The sequence below is a fragment of the Pseudomonas rhodesiae genome (assembly GCF_007858255.1).
Classification (GTDB): Bacteria; Pseudomonadota; Gammaproteobacteria; order Pseudomonadales; family Pseudomonadaceae; genus Aquipseudomonas; species Aquipseudomonas rhodesiae.
In genome coordinates this window covers 217,343-241,150 of the sequence record NZ_VFEU01000006.1, presented here as the reverse complement: position 1 = coordinate 241,150, position 23,808 = coordinate 217,343, and the positions used below count along the sequence as shown (strand labels likewise).

Annotated in this window: 22 protein-coding genes and 2 riboswitches; of the genes, 6 read left to right on the top strand and 16 right to left on the bottom strand. The window is 62.8% G+C overall.

Annotated elements, in window-relative coordinates; translation table 11 throughout:
* The first annotated feature begins 127 nt into the window (after positions 1 to 127).
* Entirely contained in the window at positions 128 to 352 is a 225-nt protein-coding gene (locus FIV35_RS11805; protein ID WP_034137928.1) for a hypothetical protein, read from the top strand.
* A gap of 88 nt (positions 353 to 440) precedes the next feature.
* On the opposite strand, the gene FIV35_RS11800 is transcribed toward FIV35_RS11805, so the two are convergent.
* The 10 genes from FIV35_RS11800 to FIV35_RS11755 all read right to left on the bottom strand — a co-directional run bounded on the left by FIV35_RS11800 (position 441) and on the right by FIV35_RS11755 (position 10,042).
* A complete protein-coding gene (locus FIV35_RS11800; RefSeq protein WP_034097063.1) occupies positions 441 to 932 on the bottom strand; it encodes a GNAT family N-acetyltransferase in 492 nt (163 codons plus the stop codon).
* A gap of 164 nt (positions 933 to 1,096) precedes the next feature.
* Positions 1,097 to 2,209, bottom strand: coding sequence for a cell division protein ZapE (zapE, locus tag FIV35_RS11795; RefSeq protein ID WP_034137927.1), 1,113 nt, complete (start codon positions 2,207 to 2,209; stop codon positions 1,097 to 1,099).
* A 15-nt stretch (positions 2,210 to 2,224) separates the two neighbouring features.
* Entirely contained in the window at positions 2,225 to 2,560 is a 336-nt protein-coding gene (locus FIV35_RS11790) for a nuclear transport factor 2 family protein (RefSeq protein WP_034137926.1), read from the bottom strand.
* A gap of 52 nt (positions 2,561 to 2,612) precedes the next feature.
* Positions 2,613 to 3,329, bottom strand: a complete 717-nt coding sequence (locus FIV35_RS11785) for a helix-turn-helix transcriptional regulator (protein ID WP_034137925.1) — start codon at positions 3,327 to 3,329, stop codon at positions 2,613 to 2,615.
* A gap of 210 nt (positions 3,330 to 3,539) precedes the next feature.
* Positions 3,540 to 6,197, bottom strand: coding sequence for an aminopeptidase N (gene pepN / locus FIV35_RS11780; RefSeq protein WP_034137924.1), 2,658 nt, complete (start codon positions 6,195 to 6,197; stop codon positions 3,540 to 3,542).
* 13 nt (positions 6,198 to 6,210) lie between these two features.
* On the bottom strand, positions 6,211 to 7,041 hold the full coding sequence (locus tag FIV35_RS11775) for a DUF2797 domain-containing protein (RefSeq protein ID WP_034113190.1): 831 nt from the start codon (positions 7,039 to 7,041) through the stop codon (positions 6,211 to 6,213).
* Positions 7,038 to 7,298 (bottom strand): YeaC family protein, encoded by a 261-nt coding sequence (locus FIV35_RS11770; protein WP_034097057.1) that lies wholly within the window; start codon positions 7,296 to 7,298, stop codon positions 7,038 to 7,040. The genes FIV35_RS11775 and FIV35_RS11770 overlap by 4 nt, the downstream gene beginning before the upstream one ends.
* 13 nt (positions 7,299 to 7,311) lie before the next feature.
* Entirely contained in the window at positions 7,312 to 8,184 is an 873-nt protein-coding gene (locus tag FIV35_RS11765; RefSeq protein WP_034137923.1) for a rhomboid family intramembrane serine protease, read from the bottom strand.
* Entirely contained in the window at positions 8,181 to 9,155 is a 975-nt protein-coding gene (locus FIV35_RS11760; protein ID WP_162276718.1) for a metallophosphoesterase, read from the bottom strand. The genes FIV35_RS11765 and FIV35_RS11760 overlap by 4 nt, the downstream gene beginning before the upstream one ends.
* Positions 9,152 to 10,042, bottom strand: a complete 891-nt coding sequence (locus FIV35_RS11755; RefSeq protein WP_034097054.1) for an NAD(+) kinase — start codon at positions 10,040 to 10,042, stop codon at positions 9,152 to 9,154. The genes FIV35_RS11760 and FIV35_RS11755 overlap by 4 nt, the downstream gene beginning before the upstream one ends.
* Positions 10,043 to 10,186: 144 nt before the next feature.
* Between FIV35_RS11755 and FIV35_RS11750 the strand changes: the two genes are divergently transcribed.
* Positions 10,187 to 11,134, top strand: coding sequence for a DUF1853 family protein (locus FIV35_RS11750; RefSeq protein ID WP_034137922.1), 948 nt, complete (start codon positions 10,187 to 10,189; stop codon positions 11,132 to 11,134).
* A 126-nt stretch (positions 11,135 to 11,260) separates the two neighbouring features.
* On the opposite strand, the gene FIV35_RS11745 is transcribed toward FIV35_RS11750, so the two are convergent.
* From FIV35_RS11745 to cobW, 4 genes are read right to left on the bottom strand one after another with little or no spacing between them, the layout of a single operon-like run.
* Complete coding sequence (locus tag FIV35_RS11745) at positions 11,261 to 11,863, bottom strand: vWA domain-containing protein (protein ID WP_034138002.1); 603 nt, start codon at positions 11,861 to 11,863, stop codon at positions 11,261 to 11,263.
* Positions 11,864 to 11,916: 53 nt separating this feature from the next.
* The gene (locus FIV35_RS11740; protein ID WP_034137921.1) at positions 11,917 to 12,915 is read right to left on the bottom strand and encodes a magnesium chelatase ATPase subunit I; all 999 of its coding nucleotides are present in this window, start codon (positions 12,913 to 12,915) and stop codon (positions 11,917 to 11,919) included.
* Entirely contained in the window at positions 12,912 to 16,676 is a 3,765-nt protein-coding gene (gene cobN / locus FIV35_RS11735) for a cobaltochelatase subunit CobN (protein WP_034137920.1), read from the bottom strand. The genes FIV35_RS11740 and cobN overlap by 4 nt, the downstream gene beginning before the upstream one ends.
* A gap of 3 nt (positions 16,677 to 16,679) precedes the next feature.
* Positions 16,680 to 17,741: a cobalamin biosynthesis protein CobW gene (cobW, locus tag FIV35_RS11730; protein WP_034097050.1), complete on the bottom strand. Its 1,062-nt coding sequence runs from the start codon at positions 17,739 to 17,741 to the stop codon at positions 16,680 to 16,682.
* 93 nt (positions 17,742 to 17,834) lie between these two features.
* A riboswitch (cobalamin riboswitch) is annotated at positions 17,835 to 18,033 on the bottom strand.
* A 41-nt stretch (positions 18,034 to 18,074) separates the two neighbouring features.
* A riboswitch (cobalamin riboswitch) is annotated at positions 18,075 to 18,282 on the top strand.
* Between the two features lie 98 nt (positions 18,283 to 18,380).
* Between cobW and FIV35_RS11725 the strand changes: the two genes are divergently transcribed.
* From FIV35_RS11725 to cobM, 4 genes are all read left to right on the top strand, one after another.
* Positions 18,381 to 18,569, top strand: coding sequence for a CbtB domain-containing protein (locus FIV35_RS11725; protein ID WP_034097049.1), 189 nt, complete (start codon positions 18,381 to 18,383; stop codon positions 18,567 to 18,569).
* A gap of 11 nt (positions 18,570 to 18,580) precedes the next feature.
* Positions 18,581 to 19,273 (top strand): CbtA family protein, encoded by a 693-nt coding sequence (locus tag FIV35_RS11720; RefSeq protein ID WP_034137919.1) that lies wholly within the window; start codon positions 18,581 to 18,583, stop codon positions 19,271 to 19,273.
* Positions 19,270 to 19,662, top strand: a complete 393-nt coding sequence (locus FIV35_RS11715; protein WP_034097047.1) for a cobalamin biosynthesis protein — start codon at positions 19,270 to 19,272, stop codon at positions 19,660 to 19,662. Before FIV35_RS11720 ends, FIV35_RS11715 begins: the two co-directional genes overlap by 4 nt.
* Before the next feature lie 70 nt (positions 19,663 to 19,732).
* Positions 19,733 to 20,479 (top strand): precorrin-4 C(11)-methyltransferase, encoded by a 747-nt coding sequence (gene cobM / locus FIV35_RS11710; RefSeq protein ID WP_034137918.1) that lies wholly within the window; start codon positions 19,733 to 19,735, stop codon positions 20,477 to 20,479.
* A 338-nt stretch (positions 20,480 to 20,817) separates the two neighbouring features.
* On the opposite strand, the gene nfuA is transcribed toward cobM, so the two are convergent.
* Together nfuA and FIV35_RS11700 are read right to left on the bottom strand one after the other, a co-directional pair.
* On the bottom strand, positions 20,818 to 21,402 hold the full coding sequence (gene nfuA / locus FIV35_RS11705) for a Fe-S biogenesis protein NfuA (RefSeq protein ID WP_034137917.1): 585 nt from the start codon (positions 21,400 to 21,402) through the stop codon (positions 20,818 to 20,820).
* Between the two features lie 93 nt (positions 21,403 to 21,495).
* The gene (locus FIV35_RS11700) at positions 21,496 to 23,790 is read right to left on the bottom strand and encodes a fatty acid cis/trans isomerase (RefSeq protein WP_083377878.1); all 2,295 of its coding nucleotides are present in this window, start codon (positions 23,788 to 23,790) and stop codon (positions 21,496 to 21,498) included.
* Positions 23,791 to 23,808: the final 18 nt, after the last annotated feature.

Here is a 23,808-nt window from a genome sequence, read left to right as displayed (position 1 = left end):
TTAATAAAAAAGTTAACTTCGGGTGTGCCTCAGGTTAATTCCCACTTAATGACCCGCCCCCATAGTTGCCCCATCCATTCGATCAGGGAGCGAACGAATACCGATCACACTTAATGGGAACACCACCATGAAACTTTCCACCCTGATGCTCGCCAGCCTGATGACGTTGACCTCCGCCGCCGCCTTTGCCGAGGGCGGTTCAGAGCGCTCGAAGGAGTTCTACAACAACTTCGCCTTTATTCAGGAACAGACTCACGGCCCTCTGCAACAACAAACCGCAGCTGCTGACGGTAGAGACTTGAAGAACACGCCTGTCGAACAATCCGGCATTGAACAGCAACCCAAGGGTTAATTTAATCGGGCGTTAATCCGCAGCGCCCTTTGCCATTTCGCTCCTTTGGCAATGGTTAACTTGGCGCCATTCAATGGCGCCTTTTTTATTACAGCGGTTTATTCCAGAACAGCATGCGGCCATGGGCCGGATCAAACACCGCATCATCAAAGCCGAACTTGCGATAAGCCGCCTGCGCCACGGCATTGCCTTCAAGTACTTCCAGGGTGATCTTGCAGCAGCCACGCTGGCGGGCGATTTCCTCGACCTTTTGCAGCATTTTCTGACTCAACCCCAACCCGCGAAAACGCTCCATCACCGCCACATCATGCACATTGACCAACGGTCGGCAGGCAAACGTGGAGAACCCTTCAAAACAGTTGATCAACCCTGCGGGCTCACCGCCGACAAATGCCAGCACGCTGAATGCATGGGGCCGCTTGGCCAGTTCCGCCGGCAATTGCTCCAGCAAGTCAGCGGGCAGGCCATGGCCGCCACCCATGGGGTCTTCGGCGTAATGGTTGAGTAACGTGGCGATCGCCTCGGCATGCACGGGATTGGTGTAGCTGGCTTGCAGCACCAGGATGTCAGGGGTGTCCATTTCCGTCCTCGATAGCAACAACAAGGGAATCAGCTCCCTTTGAGAGGCACGATTGTACGCACGGCGTCAGCCGCAGATGAAGGAGATTAACTACAAATCCGCGCATGAAAGCGCGAAGGTTTTACCCATCAAAAGCGTCTGCCGGGCGGTTTCGGGGGCTTTTCCTACGAGGTCGCGCCGAAACGCTGTAGCTGCATTTCCCGCAAGCGGCTCAAGGTTCGACGGAACGGAAATTCCAGGTAGCCCTCGGTGTAAAGGCGCTCCAACGGGACGCGGGCTTCGATGAACAGCGGCACCTTGCGGTCGTAGCATTCATCCACCAGGGCGATAAAACGCCGCACGCTGTCATCGTGCACCGACAACGCCGGCAGTTCGCGATCACCGGCCAGCACGCGCTGGGCCGCATCTTCGGTGCCACGGGCAATCCGGCCAGGCCGCTTGCGGGCACTCAACTCAGGGACTTCGCCGAGCAGGATCGCGCTGTAGCGATCGCACAGCAGCATAAAGTCCATCGCCGCCAAGGGTTGTTCACACAGATCGGCGTAACGGCACCACAGCACACGGTCGCTGGCGCGCACCGCGACGATGCGGCGATGCCCGACGTCAATCGGCCCACTGACCACCGCCTGCCCTTCGGCCAGACGCCCAAATACCTCGGCCAACGCCTCCGGCTGGTTGACCCAGTAACGCTGCAGGCCGACGCCAGGGTGCAGACGGTGATCCTCTTCACCGTCCACCGCCACCACCTGCATATGCCGCTTGAGTGCGGCGATGCCCGGCAGGAAGCGCTCGCGGTTGAAACCCTCGGCATACAACTGATCGGGCGGCTGGTTGGAGGTGCAGACCATCACCACACCCGCCTCGAACATGACCTGGAACAAGCGGCCCAGGATGATCGCATCGCCGATATCGTTGACGAACAATTCATCGAAGCACAGTACTCGCACCTCACGACTCAGCTCATGCGCAAGAGCCTGCAACGGGTCGGGTGTGCCACTCAATTGGAACAGACGCTGATGCACCCAGCCCATAAAGTGATGAAAATGCTGGCGCCGCGCGGGTACACGCAGGCTTTGATAGAACTGGTCCATCAGCCAGGTTTTACCGCGCCCCACAGGGCCCCATAAGTAAACCCCGTTGATCGGCGCGCGGCCCTGATGCAGGGCCTGATGGCAGGCTTGCAGGGCCTCGACCGCGCGGCGCTGGGCGGCGTCGGTCACAAAGCCCTGCTGGGTGATGGCGTGTTGGTAGGCCGCTAGAGGCGAGTCGAAAGTCATGCCCGCCAGTATGACCTACACGGAAATATCCAGGCGTGAAATCTTGCCCTGCTCATTCAAGCGAAAGGTGTAGCGCAACTCCAGCGGGCTGCCCGGAAAATTACCGGTTACCACGTTGCTGACCAGCACCTTCCCCGTGCGATGCTGCACCTTAAGTACCTCGACCCGCGGCTGGTAGCGCTGGGCCGTGTCCTCCATCCAGCGCGCAATGGCGGCGGTGCCGACCTGATGCTGGCCTTCATCGAACACGTTGGCGTCTTCGGCAAAACATTGGGCCACCGCTGAGGTGTCGCGGCTATTGGTCGCTTCGATATAGGTGGCGATAGCCGGGGCCAGTTCGGTAAGGGGCATGGCACAACTCCTGTCGGTTGATTTTGTAAGGCCATGCTAAGCCAGCGTTGTGTCAGTTTTTGTCAGGAGTGAAACGGCCGCTTTCATCCTGCTCCATCAGCTTGCGCCAGGCCCGCAACCAGTCACTGCGGCGGCCCGGATAGCGTTCGCCCCGGGCCTCGGCGCTGGCCACACGGTCGGTGCGAAAGGTGCGATAGGCGCCGCGTAACTCGCACCAGGCGACGATCACCCGCACCTCATTCAGAAAGCCCAGGGCCAGCGGCCAGATCAGGCGCTGGCTTTGGGTTTGACTGGCGTCCGCGTAATCGATGTGCAGCTTGCTCTGCTGGCTGATCGCCTGGCGAAACACATTGAGCGGCACGCGGTTTTCCGGATAGCCGAACCCCGGCGGACCCGGCAACAGGGTCGGGTTGCGCAAGGCTTCTTGAGCGGCAGGGTCCAGCACATCGGCGATTTTCGCCAAGGCGTTGGCGGCGGCGCGACTGAGCACGTCATCGCCACGCTGATCCACATAGCGCAAACCCAGCACGATCGCCTCGGTTTCCTCGGCGTTGAGCATCAAGGGCGGCAAGAACAGGCCGCTGCGCAACACGTACCCTACCCCGGCCTCGCCGAAAATCGGCGCGCCCAGTGCGGTCAACTCAGCGATGTCGCGGTACAGCGTGCGCTCGGATACCTCCAGCTGCGCCGCCAGCGCGGCCGCCGTCACTGGGCGCTTGCGCCCACGCAGAGCCTGCAGCAAGGTCAGTAAACGAGTGGTGCGGGACACGTTGATGACTCAGGCGGGAAAAGATGCCGCAGTTTAGCACCTGCTACTGACAGAACTTGTCAGTAGCAAATGCCTGCGGTTTGGTGAGGTGTTGCGGTGTTTTGATAGGGCTGCTTCGCAGCCCGGCGCGGGGCAAGCCCGCTCACCACAAAAAAAGCCTGCTCATCTCATTAAGGGGTGAGCGAACGGGGATGACAACGCGCCGGCCCCTTACGCCAGGCTCTTGCTGACCACTTCGTACACATCGCTGGACAACTCGCCGGACGCGAGGATGCGCTCCAGCTCGGCCTTCATCAGCGCCTGGCGCGCGCTGTCGTACTTGCGCCAGCGGGTCAGCGGTGCCAATTGGCGCGACGCGATTTGAGGGTTGAGGACGTTCAACTGGATCACCAGGTCCGCCAGGAAGCGGTAACCGGAACCGTCCGCTGCGTGGAAGTTGATCAGGTTCTGCCCGGCAAAGGCGCCGATCAGCGCACGCACCTTGTTCGGGTTCTTGATCGTGAACGCCGGGTGCTCCATCAACGCCTTGACCCGCGCCAGCCCGCCCGGCAGTGTGCTGCCCGCCTGCACGCTGAACCACTGGTCCATGACCAGCGGGTTGTCCTTGAAGTTCTCGGCGAACACCGCCAGCGCCTGGGCTTTTTCCGCCTCGAACGGCGAGTTGACCAGCACCGCCAACGCCGTCAGCCGCTCAGTCATGTTGTCGCAGGCGTCGAACTGTTCCAGGGTTGCCGCCAGCACTTCGGACTTGGCGCTGAGCATCAGGTAGGACAGCGCAATGTTCTGCAAGGCGCGTCGCGCAAAGTGTTCGGCCGAGGCCACATAAGGGGTCTGACGCGACAATTCGCGATTGGCCTGATAACGCAGCCACAGGGTGTCGAACAAGTGGTCGGCCAGTTGCTTGCGCGCAAATTCGCGGGCGGCATGGATGGCGTCCACGTCCGCCACATCGCTGATCTCGGTGAGATAGGCTTCGCTCGGCAACGAGAGCATTTCCGCGACCATGGCCTGGTCGAGGGTTTCGTCCGTCAGCACCGTGCGCAGCGCGTCAATCAGACGCTGATCCAACTGCAGCGGCTGACCGGCCTGATGCTGGCCGATCAGCTCCTGCAACACCTGCACCGACAGTTGCTGCCCGGCATCCCAACGGTTGAAGCCGTCGCTGTCGTGCTGCATCAGGAACATCAGTTGATCACGGCTGTAGGGGAAGCTCAGCTTCACCGGCGCCGAGAAGCCGCGCAGCAGCGATGGCAATGGCTGCTCTGGGATATCGACGAAGGTGAAGGTCTGCTCGGCTTGCGTCACCGACAGCACGCGGGAGGTGCCAGCGGCTGCGGCCTCGCCTGCCAGGCGCAGCGGCAGGTCGGCGCCCTTGCCGTCCAGCAAGCCCAGTGCCACCGGGATCACGAAGGGCAGTTTTTCCATCTTGTCCGGAGTCGGCGGGCAGCTCTGGCGGAAGGTCAGGCTGTAGGTGTGGGCGGCGGCATCGTAGGACTCGCTCACCGCCAGGCGCGGCGTGCCGGCCTGGCTGTACCAGCGTTTGAACTGGCTGAGATCCACGTTGTTGGCGTCTTCCATGGCCTTGATGAAGTCATCGCAGGTCACGGCCTGGCCGTCGTGGCGTTCGAAGTACAGGTCACTGCCTTTGCGGAAGCCTTCGGCCCCGAGCAAGGTGTGGATCATGCCGACTACTTCCGAACCCTTTTCATACACGGTCAGGGTGTAGAAGTTGGAAATCTCGATAAAGCTGTCCGGGCGCACAGCGTGGGCCATGGGGCCGGCGTCTTCGGCGAACTGGTGAGTGCGCAGGTAGGCCACATCCTGGATGCGCTTGACCGTGGCCGAGTTCATGTCGGCGGAGAAGCCCGAGTCACGGAACACCGTGAAACCTTCCTTGAGCGACAACTGGAACCAGTCGCGGCAGGTCACGCGGTTGCCCGACCAGTTGTGAAAGTACTCGTGGGCGACAATCGCTTCGACCCGCTGGTGCGCGGCGTCGGTGGCGGTCTCGGCGCGGGCCAGCACGGCGCTGGAGTTGAAGATATTGAGGCCCTTGTTCTCCATGGCGCCCATGTTGAAGTCATTGACCGCCACGATCATAAAGATGTTGAGGTCGTACTCGCGGCCGTAGGTTTCTTCGTCCCAGCGCATGGATTTCTTCAGGCTGGTCATGGCGTGCTGGCACTTGTCGATATTTTCCGGCTCGACGTAGATGCGCAGCGCCACTTCACGCTGGGTCATGGTGGTGAAGCTGTCTTCGACGCACCACAGCTCGCCGGCCACCAGGGCGAACAGGTACGCGGGTTTCTTGAACGGATCTTCCCAGGTCGCCCAGTGACGGCCGTCTTCACCGGGGCCGCTGGCGATCGGGTTGCCGTTGGAGAGCAGCACCGGGTAGCTGTGCTGTTCGGCGATCACCGTGGTGGTGAACCGGCTCATCACGTCCGGACGGTCGAGGTAGTAGGTGATCTTGCGAAAGCCTTCGGCTTCGCATTGGGTGCAGAACATGCCGCCGGATTTGTACAGGCCTTCCAACGCGGTATTGGTTTCCGGGTGGATGCGCACGCTGGTGTCGAGCGTGAAGCTGTCGTGGGTCGGGTGCAGGGTCAGGTGGCTGTCGGTCAGCTGGTAGTCAGCCTCGGTCAGTTCCTTGTCACCCAAATTGACGCTCAACAGCTCCAGTTGCTGGCCATCCAACACCAGCGGCGGCAGGCCGGCGCCGCGCTCGGGATTGCGGCGCATCACCAATTGCGCATGGACCAGGCTGTGGTCCTCGAACAACTCGAAGGTCAGGTGCGTCTCGTCGATCAGGTAGTCCGGCGCCTGATAGTCCTTGAGGTAGATCATCTTGGGTTGTTCGGTGCGCATGGTGGGCATCCTTCTACTGATGCACGGCGAGCTGGTAGGCCGTGTACTTGCGAATATTGATAACGCCGGTGTCGAAGATCAGGTATTGGCCTTTGATCCCCAGCAGCGTGCCTTCGGCAATCGGGTTCTTGTCCAGGTTGAAGCTGACAATCTTGGCCGGATACTGCTCGACCGGGTAGCGGATTTCGATCGGTTCGATGTCGGCAATGGTTTGGATGGCCTGTAGGCCAAAGCGTTCCTGCAACCCCTGCAAGCCCTCGGCACAGGCGGCGAACAGCTCGTCGCGCACCTGCTTGAGGTTCACGCTGACGGCGTCGCCCTTGAGCAATGCCCGCCAATTGGTCTTATCGGCCACCTGGCTGCGAAACAAGTCTTCGACAAAACCGGACTGCTGGCGCGTAGCCACGCGCATGATCGGTAACGCTTGGCTGGCGCCCTGATCCAGCCAACGTGTCGGCAGCTGGGTGGCGCGGGTGATGCCGACCTTGATCCCGGAGGAATTGGCCAGGTACACCACGTGGTCGGTCATGCAGAACTGCTCGCCCCAGCTCGGATCGCGGCAAGTGCCAGCGTCGTAATGGCAGCGCTCGGGGCTCATGATGCACAGGTCGCACTGGGCCAGTTTGGTCATGCACGGGTAGCAATAACCTTGGCTGAAACTGGTCTTGGTCTTGCGCCCGCAATGGCTGCAATGAATGGCACCGAGGTATTCCAGGCGCACGTGGGTGCCAATCAACGGGTTGACCGGCACTTCGGTATCGCCCAGACGAAACGCATATTGAACGGTCGGCTCACCGAGTTTCGCCGACATTTTGCTGACTGCACCGCGACCGATTTCAATCAATGGATCGCGTCCGACTTGAACAGGATATTCGGCACGGTGGTCGACTTCGACTGGCATTCCTGCGGGCCCATGTAACCGGTGCGCTGGTCTTCCGGCAGGTTCTGGATTTCCCAGGCGATCATCGCCTGCAACGACAACTCGCGCTGCTCGGCGGTGAGTTTGCGGCCGTCGGACCATTTACCGATTTCCACGGCGAGCTTGAGGCTCTGGTAGATGTCCGGGGTGATGTTTTCGATCATTTCAGCAAAAGAGGACATGGAGGCTCTTCCTTTAATTAATTGGCGTTTTACGACGGCTATAGAGCCCGCCCAGCAGGCCGGTGAAGCAACCGATCACAAGCCCGCCCACATGGGCCGCGTTGGCGATTTCGCCGAAGCCGATCATCGAGACCAACCCCGACAGGCACAGCACCAGCCACACCAGCATCATCGCCAATACCCCACGGGGCAAGCGATAGGCTGGGTTGGGCGACAACAGTTGATAGATCCAGCAATGACCGAGCAGGCCATACAACACGCCGGACAACCCGCCAAACAGGCCCGGGCCGCCGTAGGCGTATTGCGCGTAGTTGGAAACCAGGCTGAACAGCAGGGTCAGGCCAAGCAGGTTGATACTGCCCTGGCGCGCTTCGATGCGCCGGCCCAGTTCCCAGTACCACATGCCATTCATGGCCAGGTGCAGGATGCCGAAGTGCAACAGCATCGGCGTGACCAACCGCCACCACTGCCCCGACGCCAGGCTGTCGGCCAAAGGGGTGAACTGAATGTAGTCGCCCAGTACTCGGAACGGCAGAAAGCTCAGCCAGCTCATGGCCTGCAGGTTGTCGCCCAGCAGGGTCAGCACGCCCACCACCAGGCTCGCCAGCAGCACCAACGCGGTCACCGGGCTATGCCGCACTTGCTGGAGGAAACCGGGACGGGTCACGGGAGCCTGTTCGGGAATGTCCAACTGCTGGTCTGGATCGCCGGCCGGAAAGCGTTGATACAACACGCGCACGTCATCGCTGATGCTTTCCGGCACCCACAACACCTGCTCACCGGCCTCTTCACTCACGCGATGGGGCACTTGCATGCGTTGCAGCAATTTGACGAAACCACCCAGGTCGACGCTCAGCGGCAAGCGTAATACGGCCACGGTACTCATAGGATCACCTCCGGCCGCTCTACATCGACCCACACGAACTTATGCGGGTCCAATCGAGTTTCCTGGTCCAATCGATAGGCCACCAACTTGCCATACAGCACCGCGCTGTAATCCAGACAGGCTAAGTTGGGGCGAATCGGCGCCGGTTTGCCACTGCGCCAGTAGTGGCCGACGAACAGCAACGGCTCGTCGGCGCCATAGCGCAGCAGGGAGTTCTTTTCATGGGGCGATAACGGCGTGCGCGCCACCGGCTCGGGCAGCGCATCGGGTTGGAACACGATGTCGCCGTAGGTCTTGGGGTCGTCTTCCCAGAACTTGGTGCGGAAGAACGAGCGCGTCAGGCCGTCGCCGCCGGTCAGCGTCAGGCCGTCGGGCAGACGCATATCGGTGCCGCGCAGCAGGCGGTCAAAGGCATTGCAGGCAAAACTGCCAGGCACGGCGGCGGCCTGCAGGAAGTGCGGGTCGATGCAACCATCCGGGAATGTGGCGCGCAGCGGCTGGATAAAGCTGTCGTCCCAGCACGCATGCACCACGCGGAAACGCCCGGCATCGACAAACAGCGGCATGTCATAGAACCAGCCGAGGAAGTCGTGCCAGTCGGCCGGATGCTGCTCGAACTGGGTCAAGGTCTCGTGGATCAAGCGCTCATGCCGTGGGGTGTGCTCGCGCACGTACTGCTTGCCACTGCCAGGCGGCGCCGGTGTGGCCCAGCCCAGGGCATTGAACTCGTGATTGCCCATGATGCACAGCGCCTGGCCGGCTTCGGCCATGTCGTGGACGATATGCAGCGCTTCGCGGATGCGTGGGCCACGGTCGATGATATCGCCGAGGAACACCGCCATGCGCGACGGATGGCGCCAGGTGCCGGCCTGCTTGTGATAACCCATCTGGTCGAGCAAGTGCTCAAGGGTATGCGCGCATCCGTGCACGTCTCCAATCAGGTCGTAGCTACGCGCGGGATCGAGCATCAGTCGCCTCCACCCCCCAAGCGGCTGCCCCAGCCCAACTTGGTACGGCACACTTCGTAGTAGTTGTGATCCAGCGGGTGGATCAAGCGCAACTTCTGTGCCTTTTTGCTCACGGTGATGGTGTCACCGGGGGCGCAGGTGAAATGGTTCTGCCCGTCGCAGGAGACTTGCGGGTAGATCTGCATGTCTTTGGACACCACGATTTTCAGCTCACTGTTGCCATCGACCACAATCGGTCGGCTGGACAACATATGGGGATACATCGGCACGATCACAATGGCATCGAGCTTGGGGTGCATGATCGGGCCGCCGGCGGACAGCGCATACGCGGTGGAGCCGGTGGGCGTGGCGACGATCAGGCCGTCGGCTTTCTGGCTGCACACGAACTGGCCGTCGATATACAACTCGAATTCGATCATGCGGGTGGACTTGCCAGGGTGCAGTACCACATCGTTGAGCGCATCACCCTGACCGATGGCTTCGCCATGGCGACGCACTTCGGCTTGCAGCAGGAAACGGTTTTCCACCAGGTATTGGCCGTCGAGCACCTTGGCCACTTCGACTTCCAGCTCATCGGGGCGGATATCGGTGAGAAACCCCAGACTGCCCCGGTTGATCCCCAGCACCGGCACGTTATGCCGAGCCAGCGCCCGGGCCGCACCCAGCAGGCTACCGTCGCCGCCGACCACAATCACCATGTCACATACTTCGCCGAGCATCTTGCGCGATGAGGTCTGTAGGCCGTGGCCCGGCAGGATTTCGGCGATGGTGTCTTCGAGGATCACATGCAGGTGGCGCTCGAGCAGAAACTTCTTAAGCCGGCGGACGGTGTCCAGCACCTGGGTACTGCCCAGGCGACCGATAATGCCGATATTGCGAAATTGCTCCATGGGGCTCCTGCGGGATTGGGGTGTGGCGAAAAACCCCGATTATGGGCGAAAGGCCGCGCCAGGCAAAATCCTTTGTCGCCGCGAAGCCTTGATGACAACGGTTCTCAACCCCCTTCTGCGCGGTTAAACGGCTATGCTCGGACCATGACTGTGTTCCCCGATCTACTCAACCTGCCCCGCCAACTGCGCCACCCGGAGGTGCGCGACTTGGCGTGGGTGATCCTCGCCCCGCCGATGCTAGCCCGCGCGCCCTGGCCGCAGCGTCACCCGCTGGCCGGCAGTGACTGGGTGCAAGCACCGGATCGGCTCGCCCACTGGTTGCGCAGCCTAGACCAGGACAGCCGGGCCTTGCAGCACTGGTTGAGCCTGTCGCGCACGCGGCGCTTGGGGCTGTACTACGAACGCTTGTGGCAATTTGCCGTGCAGCATGCGCCGGGCGTGGAATTGCTGGCCGCCAACCTGCCGATCCGCCGCGCCGGGCATACCCTCGGTGAGCTGGACATGCTGCTGCGCGACCGCGACGGCGTGCATCACCTGGAATTGGCGATCAAGCTCTATCTCGGCCCGCAGCACGGCAACGGCCAGGACACCGCACAATGGCTGGGCCCCGGCTGTCACGACCGCCTCGACCGCAAACTGGCGCACCTGGCCCAGCATCAACTGCCGATTTCAGCACGGGCCGAGAGCCGCGAAGCTTTGGCGGCGCTGGATATTCAGCAGTTCGACGCGCACTTGTGGCTGGGCGGGTATTTGCTCTACCCCTGGCCCGGCCTGGCCGAACCACCGACGGGCGCGCACCCTCAGCACCTGCGCGGACGTTGGTTGCATCAGCGCGATTGGCGGGATTTTGTCGCGGTCAGCGCGCCCGGACGCTGGCAACCCCTGCCCCGCCATGCGTGGCTGGCGCCGGCGCACTACCCGGCGGACGAGGTGTGGAGCGAGGAACAGATGCAGGCCTGGCTGGCCGACCTTGATCCGATGGCGCCCGCGCAGTTGCTCGTGCGCATGGTGCGGAACGGCGGGGATTGGGAGGAAGCCGAGCGCTTGTTTCTGGTGGCCGACCTTTGGCCAAATGTGCCGGGGGCTGGCTGATGGAGGGGCTGGTGTATGTGAGTGCGTCATCGGGGGCAAGCCCCCTCCCACATTTGACCGAGTACACCCTTTGGAATGCTGTCGAGTGTGGGTGGGATCTCGCCCCCGATAGCGGCGACACCGGCACTACAACTCATCGATATGCCGATAATCCAACTGCAACCCAGCCGCCAACTCCTGGGCCCGCCCCAGTCTGATCGGCCCGCGCTCGATATCCACCAGCAACCCCGCACAGTCCAACGGCGGCAACCCCGCAATGTCCTTGAGCCGCCCATCCGTGATCACTAATAAACGCTGTTGCTCAGCGGGATGACGCTTGCGTCTCACCGCCAGCCAATGCCCGGCCTCCGTCAGCGCCGCCAGCAATGGTGTACCACCGCCCGCGCCTAACTGGTCCAGCCAGCCGGCCAGGTTTTTGGCTGCTTTCAACCCCTGAACCTGCCACTTCGGCGCCTGGCCGCTGGCGGTCAACAAGACCATGCGTGCGCGTTGCCGGTAGGCGTCGTCAAACAGCTGGGCGAGCAACCCCTTTGCGTCGGTTAATGCACGATGCCGCCGGGTGGACGCCGACGCATCGACGATCACCAGCCACAACTCGTGGGCCGCGCGGCTGCGCAGGTGGTAGCACAGGTCTTCACGGGAATGCGGCCGGCCGCCGAGCAAAGTACCGGGCCAGTTGATCGAACCCTGCCGGGCACTGCGCGCCTTGCCTTGCCTGCCGTTGTCCAGTCGCCCGACCTTGGGGCGGGCATCCGTCCCCGCGTCAGGTCGGGGGCGGATGCCTAGGGCTTTTTTGGCCAGGCGGGCACGTCTCGGCGAGCGCCGATGGGCAGGGCCGGCGCGGGCATATCGCCCCATTGGCCTTGAGCGGGCGAGCTGTCCGAAGGTTTCGGCGACTGTGCCTGGCTGGGCGGGCTGGCCGGTGGAGATGGCTCCTGGCGACGATGGCGCAAGGCAAGTTCCGCGACGGCTTCGATGTCTTCCTCGGCAATCTCATTCGCGCCCCGCCACGCCGCATGGGCCCGGGCGCCGCGCAGCCAGACCAGGTCAGCACGCAAACCATCGACACCGGCGGCAAAGCAGCGCTCGGTAATCTGCGCAAGGGCCTGATCATCCAGCTCGATACTGTCCAACCGCGCCCGCGCCTGAGTGCAGCGCTCGCGCAACGCTGCCTGCTGTTCGGCCCACTCGGTGCAGAAGGCGGCGGGATCGCTGTCGAAATCCAGGCGGCGCCGGAGGATCTGCCCGCGCTCGGCCGGCAAGGTGTGCCCTCTTAACGCCACATTGAAGCCGAAGCGGTCCAGCAGTTGAGGGCGCAACTCGCCCTCCTCCGGGTTCATGGTGCCAACCAGTACAAAGCGCGCCGAATGGCGGTGGGAAATGCCGTCGCGCTCGATCAGGTTGGTGCCACTGGCGGCCACGTCCAGCAGCAGATCCACCAAATGATCGGGCAGCAAATTCACTTCATCCACATACAGCACACCGCCATCGGCCTTGGCCAACACGCCCGGGGAAAACTGCGCACGCCCCTCGCCCAGCGCGGCGTCCAGATCCAGGGTGCCCACCAAGCGTTCTTCGGTGGCCCCCAGCGGCAACGTCACGAATTGACCGCTGGCCAACAGATCGGCCAGGCCACGGGCCAGGGTGGACTTGGCCATGCCGCGCGGACCTTCGATCAGCACGCCGCCGATCTTGGGATCGATAGCCGCCAGGCACAGCGCCAGTTTCAGGTCATCGGCGCCGACCACGGCGGACAGCGGGAAATGGGGAATATCGGTCATTGACTGTCTTCTTCTATATCCAGCAACAGGTTTTCCAAGGCGTCACGGTAAGCACCTGGCGCCTGCCAGAGGCCGCGCTGCTGGGCTTCGAGCATGCGCTCGGTCATGTCGCGCAATGCGTCGGGGTTGTGTTGCTGCACGAACGCCCGGGTGTCAGGGTCGAGCAGGTAGGCATCGGCAAGCAAGGCATATTGATGATCGTCAATCAGCGCCGTGGTGGCGTCGAAGGCGAACAGATTGTCCACGGTGGCCGCCATCTCGAACGCGCCTTTATAGCCGTGACGCTTCACCCCTTCGATCCACTTGGGGTTGGCGGCGCGGGCGCGGATCACCCGGTTCAGCTCTTCCTTCAAGGTGCGAATCTTCGGCAGGTCCGGCTGGCTGTGGTCACCGTGGTAGCTGGCGGCCTTGTCGCCGCTCAGGGTTTCCACGGCGGCGAGCATGCCGCCCTGGAACTGGTAATAGTCGTTGGAATCAAGCAGGTCGTGTTCGCGATTGTCCTGGTTCTGCACCACCGCCTGCACCTGGCTCAGGCGCTGGGCGAATTGCTCGCGGGCAGCGGTGCCCTCGTCGGACCCGCCATAGGCGTAGCCACCCCAGTTCAGGTAGACCTCGGCCAGGTCCGCACGGCTTTGCCACAAACGCCCATCAATCGCGCCCTGCACCCCCGCACCATAGGCCCCCGGCTTGGCACCGAAGATGCGCCAACCGGCCTGCTTGGCTGCCGCGTCGTCGTCCAGCCCGGATTGACGCAATGCCTCACGCTCGCTGCGCACCTTGGCGGCCAGCGGGTTCATATCGTCCGGTTCGTCCAGCGCTGCCACCGCCTGCACCGCCGCGTCGAACAGGCGGATCAGGTTGGCGAAGGCATCACGGAAGAACCCCGACACGCGCAAGGTCACATCGACGCGCGGGCGGTCCAGCAGGCTGATCGGCAGGATCTCGAAGTCGTCCACCCGCTGGCTGCCGGTGGCCCAGACCGGGCGCACGCCCATGAGCGCCATGGCCTGGGCGATATCGTCGCCGCCGGTACGCATCGTAGCGGTGCCCCATACCGACAGGCCGAGCTGACGCAGGTGATCGCCATGATCTTGCAGGTGCCGCTCCAGAATCAGGTTGGCCGACTGGAAGCCGATACGCCAGGCCGTGGTGGTGGGCAGGTTGCGCACATCCACGCTGAAGAAATTGCGCCCGGTGGGCAGCACGTCCAGGCGCCCGCGACTCGGCGCACCGCTGGGCCCCGCCGGCACGAAGCGACCGCTCAGCGCATCCAGCAAGCCGCGCATTTCCGCCGGGCCGCAGGCGTCCAGGCGTGGCGCGACGACGCTGCGCAGGTTGTCGATCACCGCACTCACCTCTTCCCAGCCCGGTGCCTGCAATACCGCCAGCGGGCCGTCCAAGGCTTGCTCGATCAACTGCGCCGCATACAGCTCCAGGCGCTCGCGGGTATCGCCAGCGGTGCGCCACGGCTGACTATCAATGCCTTGCAGCACCTCGGGGCGCCGGCCGGTCCAGGGTTCGGCCAGGGCGCAGTCCAGCGGGTCGAAGCCCAGCGCGAAGGCCTTGGCCAACACGCGCAGCAGGCTCGATTGCGCGCCACGCCCGTCGCCGCGCGGAATGCGCAGCAAGGCCAGCAATGTATCGATGCGCAAACGGCCCTGGGGCGATTCGCCGAAGATGTGCAGGCCGTCGCGAATCTGAGATTCCTTGAGGTCGCACAGGTAGGTGTCCAGGCGCGGTAGCCAAATCGCGGCATCGGCATCGCCGTCCAGCTGCAGTTCCTGGTCGATGCGGGTTTCGCGCACCAGTTTGAGAATGTCTTTCTGCAACTCGCGGGCGCGGCGCGGGTCGAGCAATTGCGCTTCGTAATACTCGTCCGCCAGCAGCTCCAGGTCGCGCAGCGGACCGTAGGTTTCGGCGCGGGTCAGCGGTGGCATCAGGTGATCGATGATCACCGCCTGGGTACGACGTTTGGCCTGGGCGCCCTCGCCCGGGTCGTTGACGATAAACGGATAGATGTTCGGCAGCGGCCCCAGCAATGCATCCGGCCAGCAATGCTCCGAGAGGCCCACGCCCTTGCCCGGCAGCCATTCCAGGTTGCCGTGCTTGCCGACGTGGATCACGCCATGGGCGCCATAGGTATGGCGCAACCAGAAGTAGAACGCCAGGTAGCCATGGGGCGGCACCAGGTCCGGGTCGTGGTACACCGCGCTGGCGTCCACCTGATAACCGCGCGCCGGCTGGATACCGACAAAGGTCAGGCCCAGGCGCAAGCCGGCAATCATCAGGCGGCCATCGCGGCACATCGGGTCTTGCTGCGGCGCGCCCCAACGCTGCAACACGGCCTGGCGGTTGGCTTCGGGCAAGCGCAAGAACAACGCCTCGTACTCGTCCAGGCCCAGGCTCTGGTGGCAAGGGCGCAGGTCCAGGCTGTCGAGGTCGTTGGTCACGCCACCGAGCAGTTCATGGATCAACGCCGTGCCGCTATCGGGCAGTCGATCCGGCAGCGGATAGCCCTCGGTTTGCAGCGCGCGCAGGATATTCAGCGCCGCCGCCGGAGTGTCCAGGCCGACGCCGTTGCCGATGCGACCATCACGGGTCGGGTAGTTGGCCAGCACCAGGGCGATGCGTTTTTCCGCATTCGGTACCCGCGCCAGCTCGACCCAGCGCCGCGCCAGTTCGGCGACGAAATCCATGCGCTCGGGCGCGGCGCGATAGCACACCACGTCGGACTGGCTGCGCTCGCTGCGCCAGGCCAAATCCTTGAAGCTGATCGGCCGGCTGATGATGCGCCCGTCCAGCTCCGGCAAGGCAATGTGCATGGCCAGGTCACGGGGCCCCAGGCCCTGTTCGCTGGCCGCCCAGCCGGGCTGGTTGTCCTGGGCGCAGATCGCCTGGATCACCGGGATATTGCGCCGAAACGGGCGTAAATGCGGCGCCTCCGGGCTGGATTGAGCAAAGCCGGTGGTGTTGAGAATGACCGCCGCGCCGACCTCGTCCAGCAGGTCCTCGACCACCGTCAGGCAGCCAGGCTCCTTCAAACTCGCCACCGCCATTGGCAACGGGTTAAGCCCCGCCGCTTGCAGACGCTGGCAGAACACATCGATAAAGCCGGTATTGGCCGCCTGCAGATGGGAGCGATAGAACAGCACCGCCGCCACCGGCCACTCGGCGCGCCAATCCGCCTGCCAATCGCTCAAGCGCGGGTTGGCGTGGCGCGGGTGATAAATCGCCGTGCGCGGCAAAGTGTGGGGCTCGGCCCAGGCATAGTCACGGCCCAGGTGAGCGCTGGCCAGGCAGCGATAGAAATCCAGCGCATTGCCCAACCCGCCCTGGCGCAGGAACTGCCACAAGCGGTCGCGCTGTTCGGCGTCAACCGTGCTCAGGCCGCTGAGCTCCGGGTCCGGGCGATCATCCCCCGGCACCAGAATCAACGTCACCCCACGTTCGGCCAGCTCCACCAGGCGCTCGACGCCATAGCGCCAGTAACCGATACCGCCGTGCAGCGAAATCAGAATGACTTTTGCGTGGCGCAGTACCTCGTCGACGTACAGGTCCACCGAGGCATGGTTCTGCACCTGCATGGGGTTGGCCAGGCGCAGGCTGGGGTAGTCGTCGGGCAGTTGCCGGGCTGCTTCGGCCAGTAGCGCCAAGCTGGAATCGCCACTGCACAGGACCACCAGTTCGGCGGGCGTCTGGCCAAGGTCGGCGATATTGTCGTCCGCGACAAAACCGCCGGGCTGAGTCCTGAGCAGGTGCATGGGTTAAACGCTGAGCGCGGCGCGCAGTTGCGCTTCGAGTCCGGCGGCGTCCAGGTCCTGACCGATCAGCACCAGGCGCGTGGTGCGCGGCTCGTCGGCCGTCCAGGCGCGGTCGAAGTGTTTGTCGAAACGGGTACCCACGCCCTGGATCAGCAGGCGCATCGGTTTGTTGGGGATAGCGGCGAAACCTTTGACGCGCAGGATGCCGTGCTGCACCACCAATTGCGTCAGGGCGTCGAGCAGCAACGCTTCGTCGGCCTGTGGCAGATCGATGGAGATGGAGTCGAACGCGTCGTGGTCGTGATCGTCTTCACCTTCGTGGTGATGATCGTGATGGCTGTGACGCGCGTCGATGTGTTCCTCAGAGCCTGCGCCCAGGCCGATCAGCACCTCCAGGGGCAAGCGACCGCTGCTGGCTTCAACGATCTTCACCGCCGGCGGCAGTTCTTCGGCGACTTCCAGGCGCACACGGGCCAGGTCATCGGGGCTGATCAGGTCGCACTTGTTGAGGATCACCAGGTCGGCGCTGGCCAGTTGGTCGGCGAACAGTTCGTGCAGCGGCGATTCGTGGTCCAGGTTCGGGTCGAGCTTGCGCTGGGCATCGACCTGATCCGGGAACGCAGCAAAAGTGCCGGCGGCCACGGCTGGGCTGTCGACCACGGTGATTACCGCGTCAACCGTGCAGGCGCTGCGGATTTCCGGCCACTGGAAGGCTTGGACCAAGGGTTTTGGCAAGGCCAGGCCCGAGGTTTCGATCAGGATATGGTCGAGGTCGCCACGGCGCGCCACCAATTCGCGCATCACCGGAAAGAACTCTTCTTGCACGGTGCAGCACAGGCAGCCGTTGGCCAGCTCATACACGCGGCCGTTGGCTTCTTCCTCGGTGCAGCCGATGGAGCACTGTTTGAGGATCTCGCCGTCGATGCCCAACTCGCCGAACTCGTTGACGATCACCGCAATGCGACGGCCCTGAGCGTTGTCGAGCATATGGCGCAGCAAGGTGGTTTTGCCCGAGCCGAGGAAGCCGGTAACGATGGTGACGGGAAGTTTGGCCAGTGTTTTCATCGGATGCCCTTGGGGGCGGGCATACGGGACGATAGGCCCTGCGCAGGCGCGCAGCAGCGGATTTCGTCACCGGATCACCCCGCCCGGTTGAATTAAAAAATCGGTGACGAGGCAGGTCTCCTGGCTTGGGGCGTTCGGGTCGCAAGACCGGCGCTGACTGCGCCTTCCCGCCTGATGGCAGTGGCATGGCAGTCAACTGAACCCTTCACAGTTGCGGGGGCAGCCGCGGCTTGGACCGCGTTCCCTTCTTAGCTTCGACCTGGGCCGAAGAACCTCGAAGGTGCAAGGCTACAGGGGGATGGTGAATTTGACTACCGCTGCTCTGCATGCTTTCCTACAGGCCTTGTTTCGGGTGCCCTTCACAGGGTGAAACGGGAAACCGGTGCGCCATCTTGCGATGGTCAGTCCGGTGCTGCCCCCGCAACGGTAAGCGAGCGAAGCGTCACGGCCACTGTGCTTGAGCATGGGAAGGCGACGCTTTAAGGGTTCTTGGCAGAGCCCCCTCGCAAGCCCGGAGACCGGCCCGAAAAAATCAGATAACAAACCCGCGGTGGGCGGGCGCTGTTCAAACCCTGCGGGTCCGGCTCGCGGGGTTTTTATGCGCACGTCCCCACCCCAGACACCTGAAAGGGACGCGCCATGTCGATCATCAGCAGCACTTCGCCCGCCACCAGCGGCACCACTACCCTGAGCCAACGCCTGACCGCCGCCATCGGTGCGTCGATCCTCGGCGCGTGCCTGGTGTACTTCGCCGGCTTTTCGCACATCGAGGCGGTGCATAACGCCGCTCACGATACCCGCCACAGCGCCGCGTTCCCGTGCCACTGAGACCTGCCGAGATGATTAAGCGTATTGCGCAAACCGCAGGATTCACCGGCCTGCTGGCCGCCCTGCTGCTGACACTGCTGCAAAGCTTCTGGGTGGCTCCGCTGATTTTGCAGGCCGAGACCTTCGAGCAGGCACCGGCAGCCCATGAACACGCCGCCGGTACGGCCGCGCATACCCACGACGCAGAGGCCTGGGAGCCGGAAGATGGCTGGCAGCGCGTGCTGTCGACCACCGCCGGCAACCTGGTGGTGGCCGTCGGTTTTGCCTTGATGCTGGCCGGTCTCTACACCCTGCGCGCCCCGACCCGCACGGCTCAGGGCCTGCTGTGGGGCTTGGCCGGTTATGCGACTTTCGTGCTGGCACCCACCCTGGGCCTGCCGCCGGAACTGCCGGGCACCGCAGCGGCTGACCTGGCGCTGCGTCAGACCTGGTGGATCGGCACCGCCGCGTCCACCGCGGCAGGTATCGCCCTGCTGGTGTTCGGTCGCAACGCGCTGCTCAAAGTCCTTGGCGTGGCCATCCTTGTAGTGCCCCATGTGATTGGCGCGCCACAGCCGGCAGTGCATTCGATGCTGGCGCCGGAGGCGCTGGAAGCGCAGTTCAAAATCGCTTCGCAACTGACCAACATGGCGTTCTGGCTGGCGTTGGGCCTGATCAGCGCGTGGTTGTTCCGGCGTAACCGCGACAGTCATTACGCGGCATGAGCCTCGTCGCCGGCCTGGGCTGCCAGCGAGGTTGTGAGGTTCACAGCCTGTTGGCGTTGCTGGATGAGGCATTGGCCGAAGCAGGCGTCGAGCGCCGGCAGCTCACTGCACTGGCGAGTATCGATCTGAAACACGCTGAACCAGGGCTGCTGGCGTTGGCCACAGCCTTGGACCTGCCCTTGTGCTGCTTTAACGCCCAGCACCTGGCGGCATATGAAGGTCGGCTGAGCCACAAATCTGCCGTGGCTTTTGCCCATACCGGCTGTTACGGCATTGCCGAAAGCGCCGCGCTGGCAGCGGCCGAACAGCTCGACGCAGCCCCTGCCAGACTGCTGATCACCCGCCGCAAAAACGCCCGTGCCACCGTGGCATTGGCCTGCACGGGTTAAAAACCCGATAATCGCCCTCCCCGATCATGAACAATCTTCATGCTCGTCCGTTTTTTCACAGGAGCGCTCCATGACCGTCTACTTTATCGGCGCCGGCCCCGGCGACCCGGAATTGATCACTGTCAAAGGCCAGCGGTTGATCCGCAGTTGCCCGGTGATTATCTACGCGGGGTCACTGGTGCCGGCGGCGGTGCTGGAGGGCCATCAAGCCTCACAGGTGGTCAACAGCGCTGAGCTGCACTTGGAACAGATCATCGAATTGATTAAGACCGCCCACGTCAATGGCTTCGATGTGGCGCGAGTCCACTCCGGCGACCCGAGCCTGTATGGAGCCATCGGCGAGCAGATTCGCTGCTTGCGTGAACTGGGCATCCCATTCCAGATCATCCCCGGCGTGACTGCCGTTGCCGCTTGCGCGGCCTTGCTGGAAACCGAACTGACCCTGCCGGACATCGCCCAGAGCGTGATCCTGACGCGCTACGCCGACAAGACCCCCATGCCTGCCGGCGAAGACTTCGCCAGCCTGGCTCGACATGGCACCACCATGGCGATTCACCTGGGGGTCAAGCATCTGGAAAAGATTGTCGCCGAACTGCTCCCACACTACGGTGCGGATTGCCCGATCGCCGTGGTGCATCGCGCAACCTGGCCGGATCAGGATTGGGTGACAGGGACGCTGGGGGATATTGCCGGGAAAGTCGTCGCCAAAGGGTTTCGGCGCACGGCGTTGATTTTAGTGGGTCGGGTGTTGGCCAGTGACGGTTTCAGTGAATCCTCGTTGTATCGGGCGGGGCATGTGCACCTTTATCGAACTTGATAAATAACTTTATAAATTAGATATAAGCTTTTGATTTAGTTTATTTTTATAGGGGCGTATCAGTTGGCAGCTTAGTTACTGATCCGGCGCTATCGGGGGCAAGCCCCCTCCCACAGTAGACCGCGTTCACTGGACGCTGTGAGGTTGCTTCATGTGGGAGGGGGCTTGCCCCCGATAGGGACTTCCAGTAGTTGAAGGCCACGCTGACTCACTACAATCTTAGGCAAGCCTTTTCATCACTTAATCTGATTTATGAGATAAATATCTCAACCAACTGAATTTAAACCAAAAAAACGGCGCTCACGGGCGCCGTTTTTTGTTCGCAGCGAACGCCTTACTCAGTAGTAGGCGTTTTCTTTCTGCGTATGGTCGGTCACGTCACGCACACCCTTGAGCTCCGGGATACGCTCCAGCAAGGTGCGCTCGATGCCTTCCTTCAAGGTTACGTCGGCCTGGCCGCAGCCTTGGCAGCCGCCGCCGAACTTCAACACAGCGATGCCATCTTCGACCACGTCGATCAGGCTGACCTCACCGCCGTGGCTGGCCAGTCCTGGGTTGATCTCGGTTTGCAAGTAGTAGTTGATGCGCTCGTTCACCGGGCTGTCGGCGTTGACGTTCGGCACCTTGGCGTTCGGCGCCTTGATGGTCAACTGGCCGCCCATACGGTCGGTGGCGTAGTCCACCACCGCGTCGTCGAGAAACGCTTCGCTGAAGCTATCGATGTATGCGGTGAAGCTTTTGAGCCCCAGGGCAGTGTCTTCAGGTTTCTCTTCACCGGGCTTGCAGTAGGCAATGCACGTCTCGGCGTATTGGGTGCCGGGCTGGGTGATAAAGACGCGGATGCCGATGCCCGGGGTGTTCTGCTTGGACAGCAGGTCGGCCAGGTAATCGTGGGCGGCGTCGGTAATGGTTATGGCAGTCATGGAAACTCCTCACAGGCTTGCCGGCAGTTTACGCCAAATCATTACAGAGTTACAAAGTCCTAGTATTTTTGTCGGAAAAGCCCGTCACGCAGATCAGAGGTTTTGATAACGATTCATGTCCAGCACGCCCTCTTCCAGTGGAGTGGTCTCGTGGAGGTAGCGCGACAGGTCGTGAAAATACGCCCAGAACTGCGGATGGCTGCGACGCACGCCCCAGCGATCGACGATCTTCTCAAAGCTCTCGGCGTCCTGGGCCTGCTCCATGCGGGAAACGAACTCCGGCACGTCCCCGGCGGGAATATTGAACATAAAGTTCGGGTAGCTGCTCAGCACCCCAGGGTAGACCGTCAGCGTGTCCAACCCCGGCTGGTAGCGGTACGCCTCCCCTAGCAGGAACGCCACGTTACTGTGGGCACGGTTGCGCAACAGGCTGTAGACCTCACGTTTGCCGCTTGGGGTTTCCACGCGCAGCATCGTGGCTTCAGGCAATTGATTGATCACTTTGAGCCCAGCCGCCGGGCGCGACGCAAGGCGGCTGAGGGCCTGGTCGACGTCCTGCAGCGCCGGATCGATGCCCTCACGCGAGCAGTACGCACCGGTACAACGGTTGATCGGGTCGGGGCTGACGTTCAAGTCGCCGTAGCGGGCAAGCAACTGCTGGGCGAAATCGCGTTTCGGGTCCTTCTTATCCAAGTGCAGGCCAGTGGGTTCATCGTCGTCGATGGCTTCGTAGTCCAGCCACAGCTTGAGCTTGCCGCTGTTCTGGTACCAGTCGTCGAGGTAGTCCTCGCGTGAGTCCGCCGGCATCAAGCGCAGGAAGTTCTGCTCGGCGCCATTGCGGATCAGGTCGAAATACAGGCGAGTCTGGGCTTGGTGCGAGACGTTGCCGAACACATCGAAATTGACCACCAACTGGTAATAGGTGCGCTCCAGCAGCGGGTAATCGAACAGCCACATCGTCTGCGGCACCTCGCCGATCAGGCCCTTATTGACCGACGCACTGTCGAAGTGCCGGAAGATGCTCAACAGCGCATTGTCATTGCCGGCCCACAGGGTCGACCAACTGGGCGCCGGCAGGTCTGCGTAGCTGTCGCGGCGCAGGGCTTCGTACTGGTTGCGTTTGTCGCGGTATTTGAGCCACAGGCTAAGCACGCTGCCCACGTCATCGTTCTGCCCCGGCATCGCCAGCAACGGTGTGGCTTGGCCGCGATAGCGCGCATCGGTGATGTACAGGTCATGGTCCGGGGCCTGGAACAAGGCCCAGAAGTTGTCGCGGATCACGTCCGTGGCGATCTGCCCACGGCACACCGGCCCGCGAATAAAGGTACGCACGAAGTATTCGGCGTTATCCAGCATGAACTGATAGCGCGCCTGGGCCGGGATCGCCTCAAAGGTCTCGAACGGGTTGGCACGCCGCCCTGGGCCGTAGCCCGGTAACGCGCTGACCTGCCAGTCGCTGCCATAGAACAAAGCTTTGATCCGCGCCATTTTCTGCGCGCTGAGCGGATAGGTGATGTGGGTTTTATGCACGATCACGCCCTGGATCGGCCACAAACGGTAGTAAATCCGCGTGCCCGGGTCGTCGTTGGGGCGACGGGTGTTGATCAGGTCAATCGGTTGGCCGCTGGGCGTGCGCGAGCGCACCCACTGAAAGAAATGCCCCGGCTCACCGCCCTCGAAGTACAGATGGGCGATAAACAGGTGCTCGAACAGCCAGCGCGCCACCAGGCTTTCGCGGGCGCCAGGGGCGTTGAGCAGGTTTTCCCATTGCAGCACCTGCGCCGCTTCGCGGGCACTGGGTGCCACGCCTTGCTCGTCGATGGGCGCCCCGGAGGCCAGCCAGCGTTGCAGTGTCTGGTATTGCTGGTCGGTCAGCCCGGTGACCGCCAGCGGCATGCCTTCATTGGGATGGGCGCCGGCATAGGCGTCGAACTCCCCCGGCAAGGGGCACATGTTTTCACGATTGAGGCCCAGCACAATGTCGTCAGGCAGCTTGCCATTGGGCTGCAAGGGCGTGCGACGATGTCCCAGCTCCAGCATGCGCGCCATCAAGGCAGCCTGACTGCCCTGGGCATCCAGCACCGAACTGAACCCTTCGCGCTGCCAGGCGGCCTTGCCGAAGGCGTCATAGAACAGACGGGTCGGCTTGGTTGCCTGGCTGCGTTCGCCATCGTAGACCGGTACTTTGCTCGCGCCCCGCGCCGCACCTTCGCCACTGCCCAGGTTCAACTGGCAGGCGGAGTCGTAGCACGCATGGCAGGCCACGCACTTCTCGGTGAAAATCGGCTGGATATCGCGGGTGTAGGAGATTGCAGGAACGGGACTCTGGGCGTGGACGGTGCTGGCGAGCAAGGCCAATGCGGCGCCGACGAGTGAACGAAGTAACATGGATCGGTCCCGATTCAA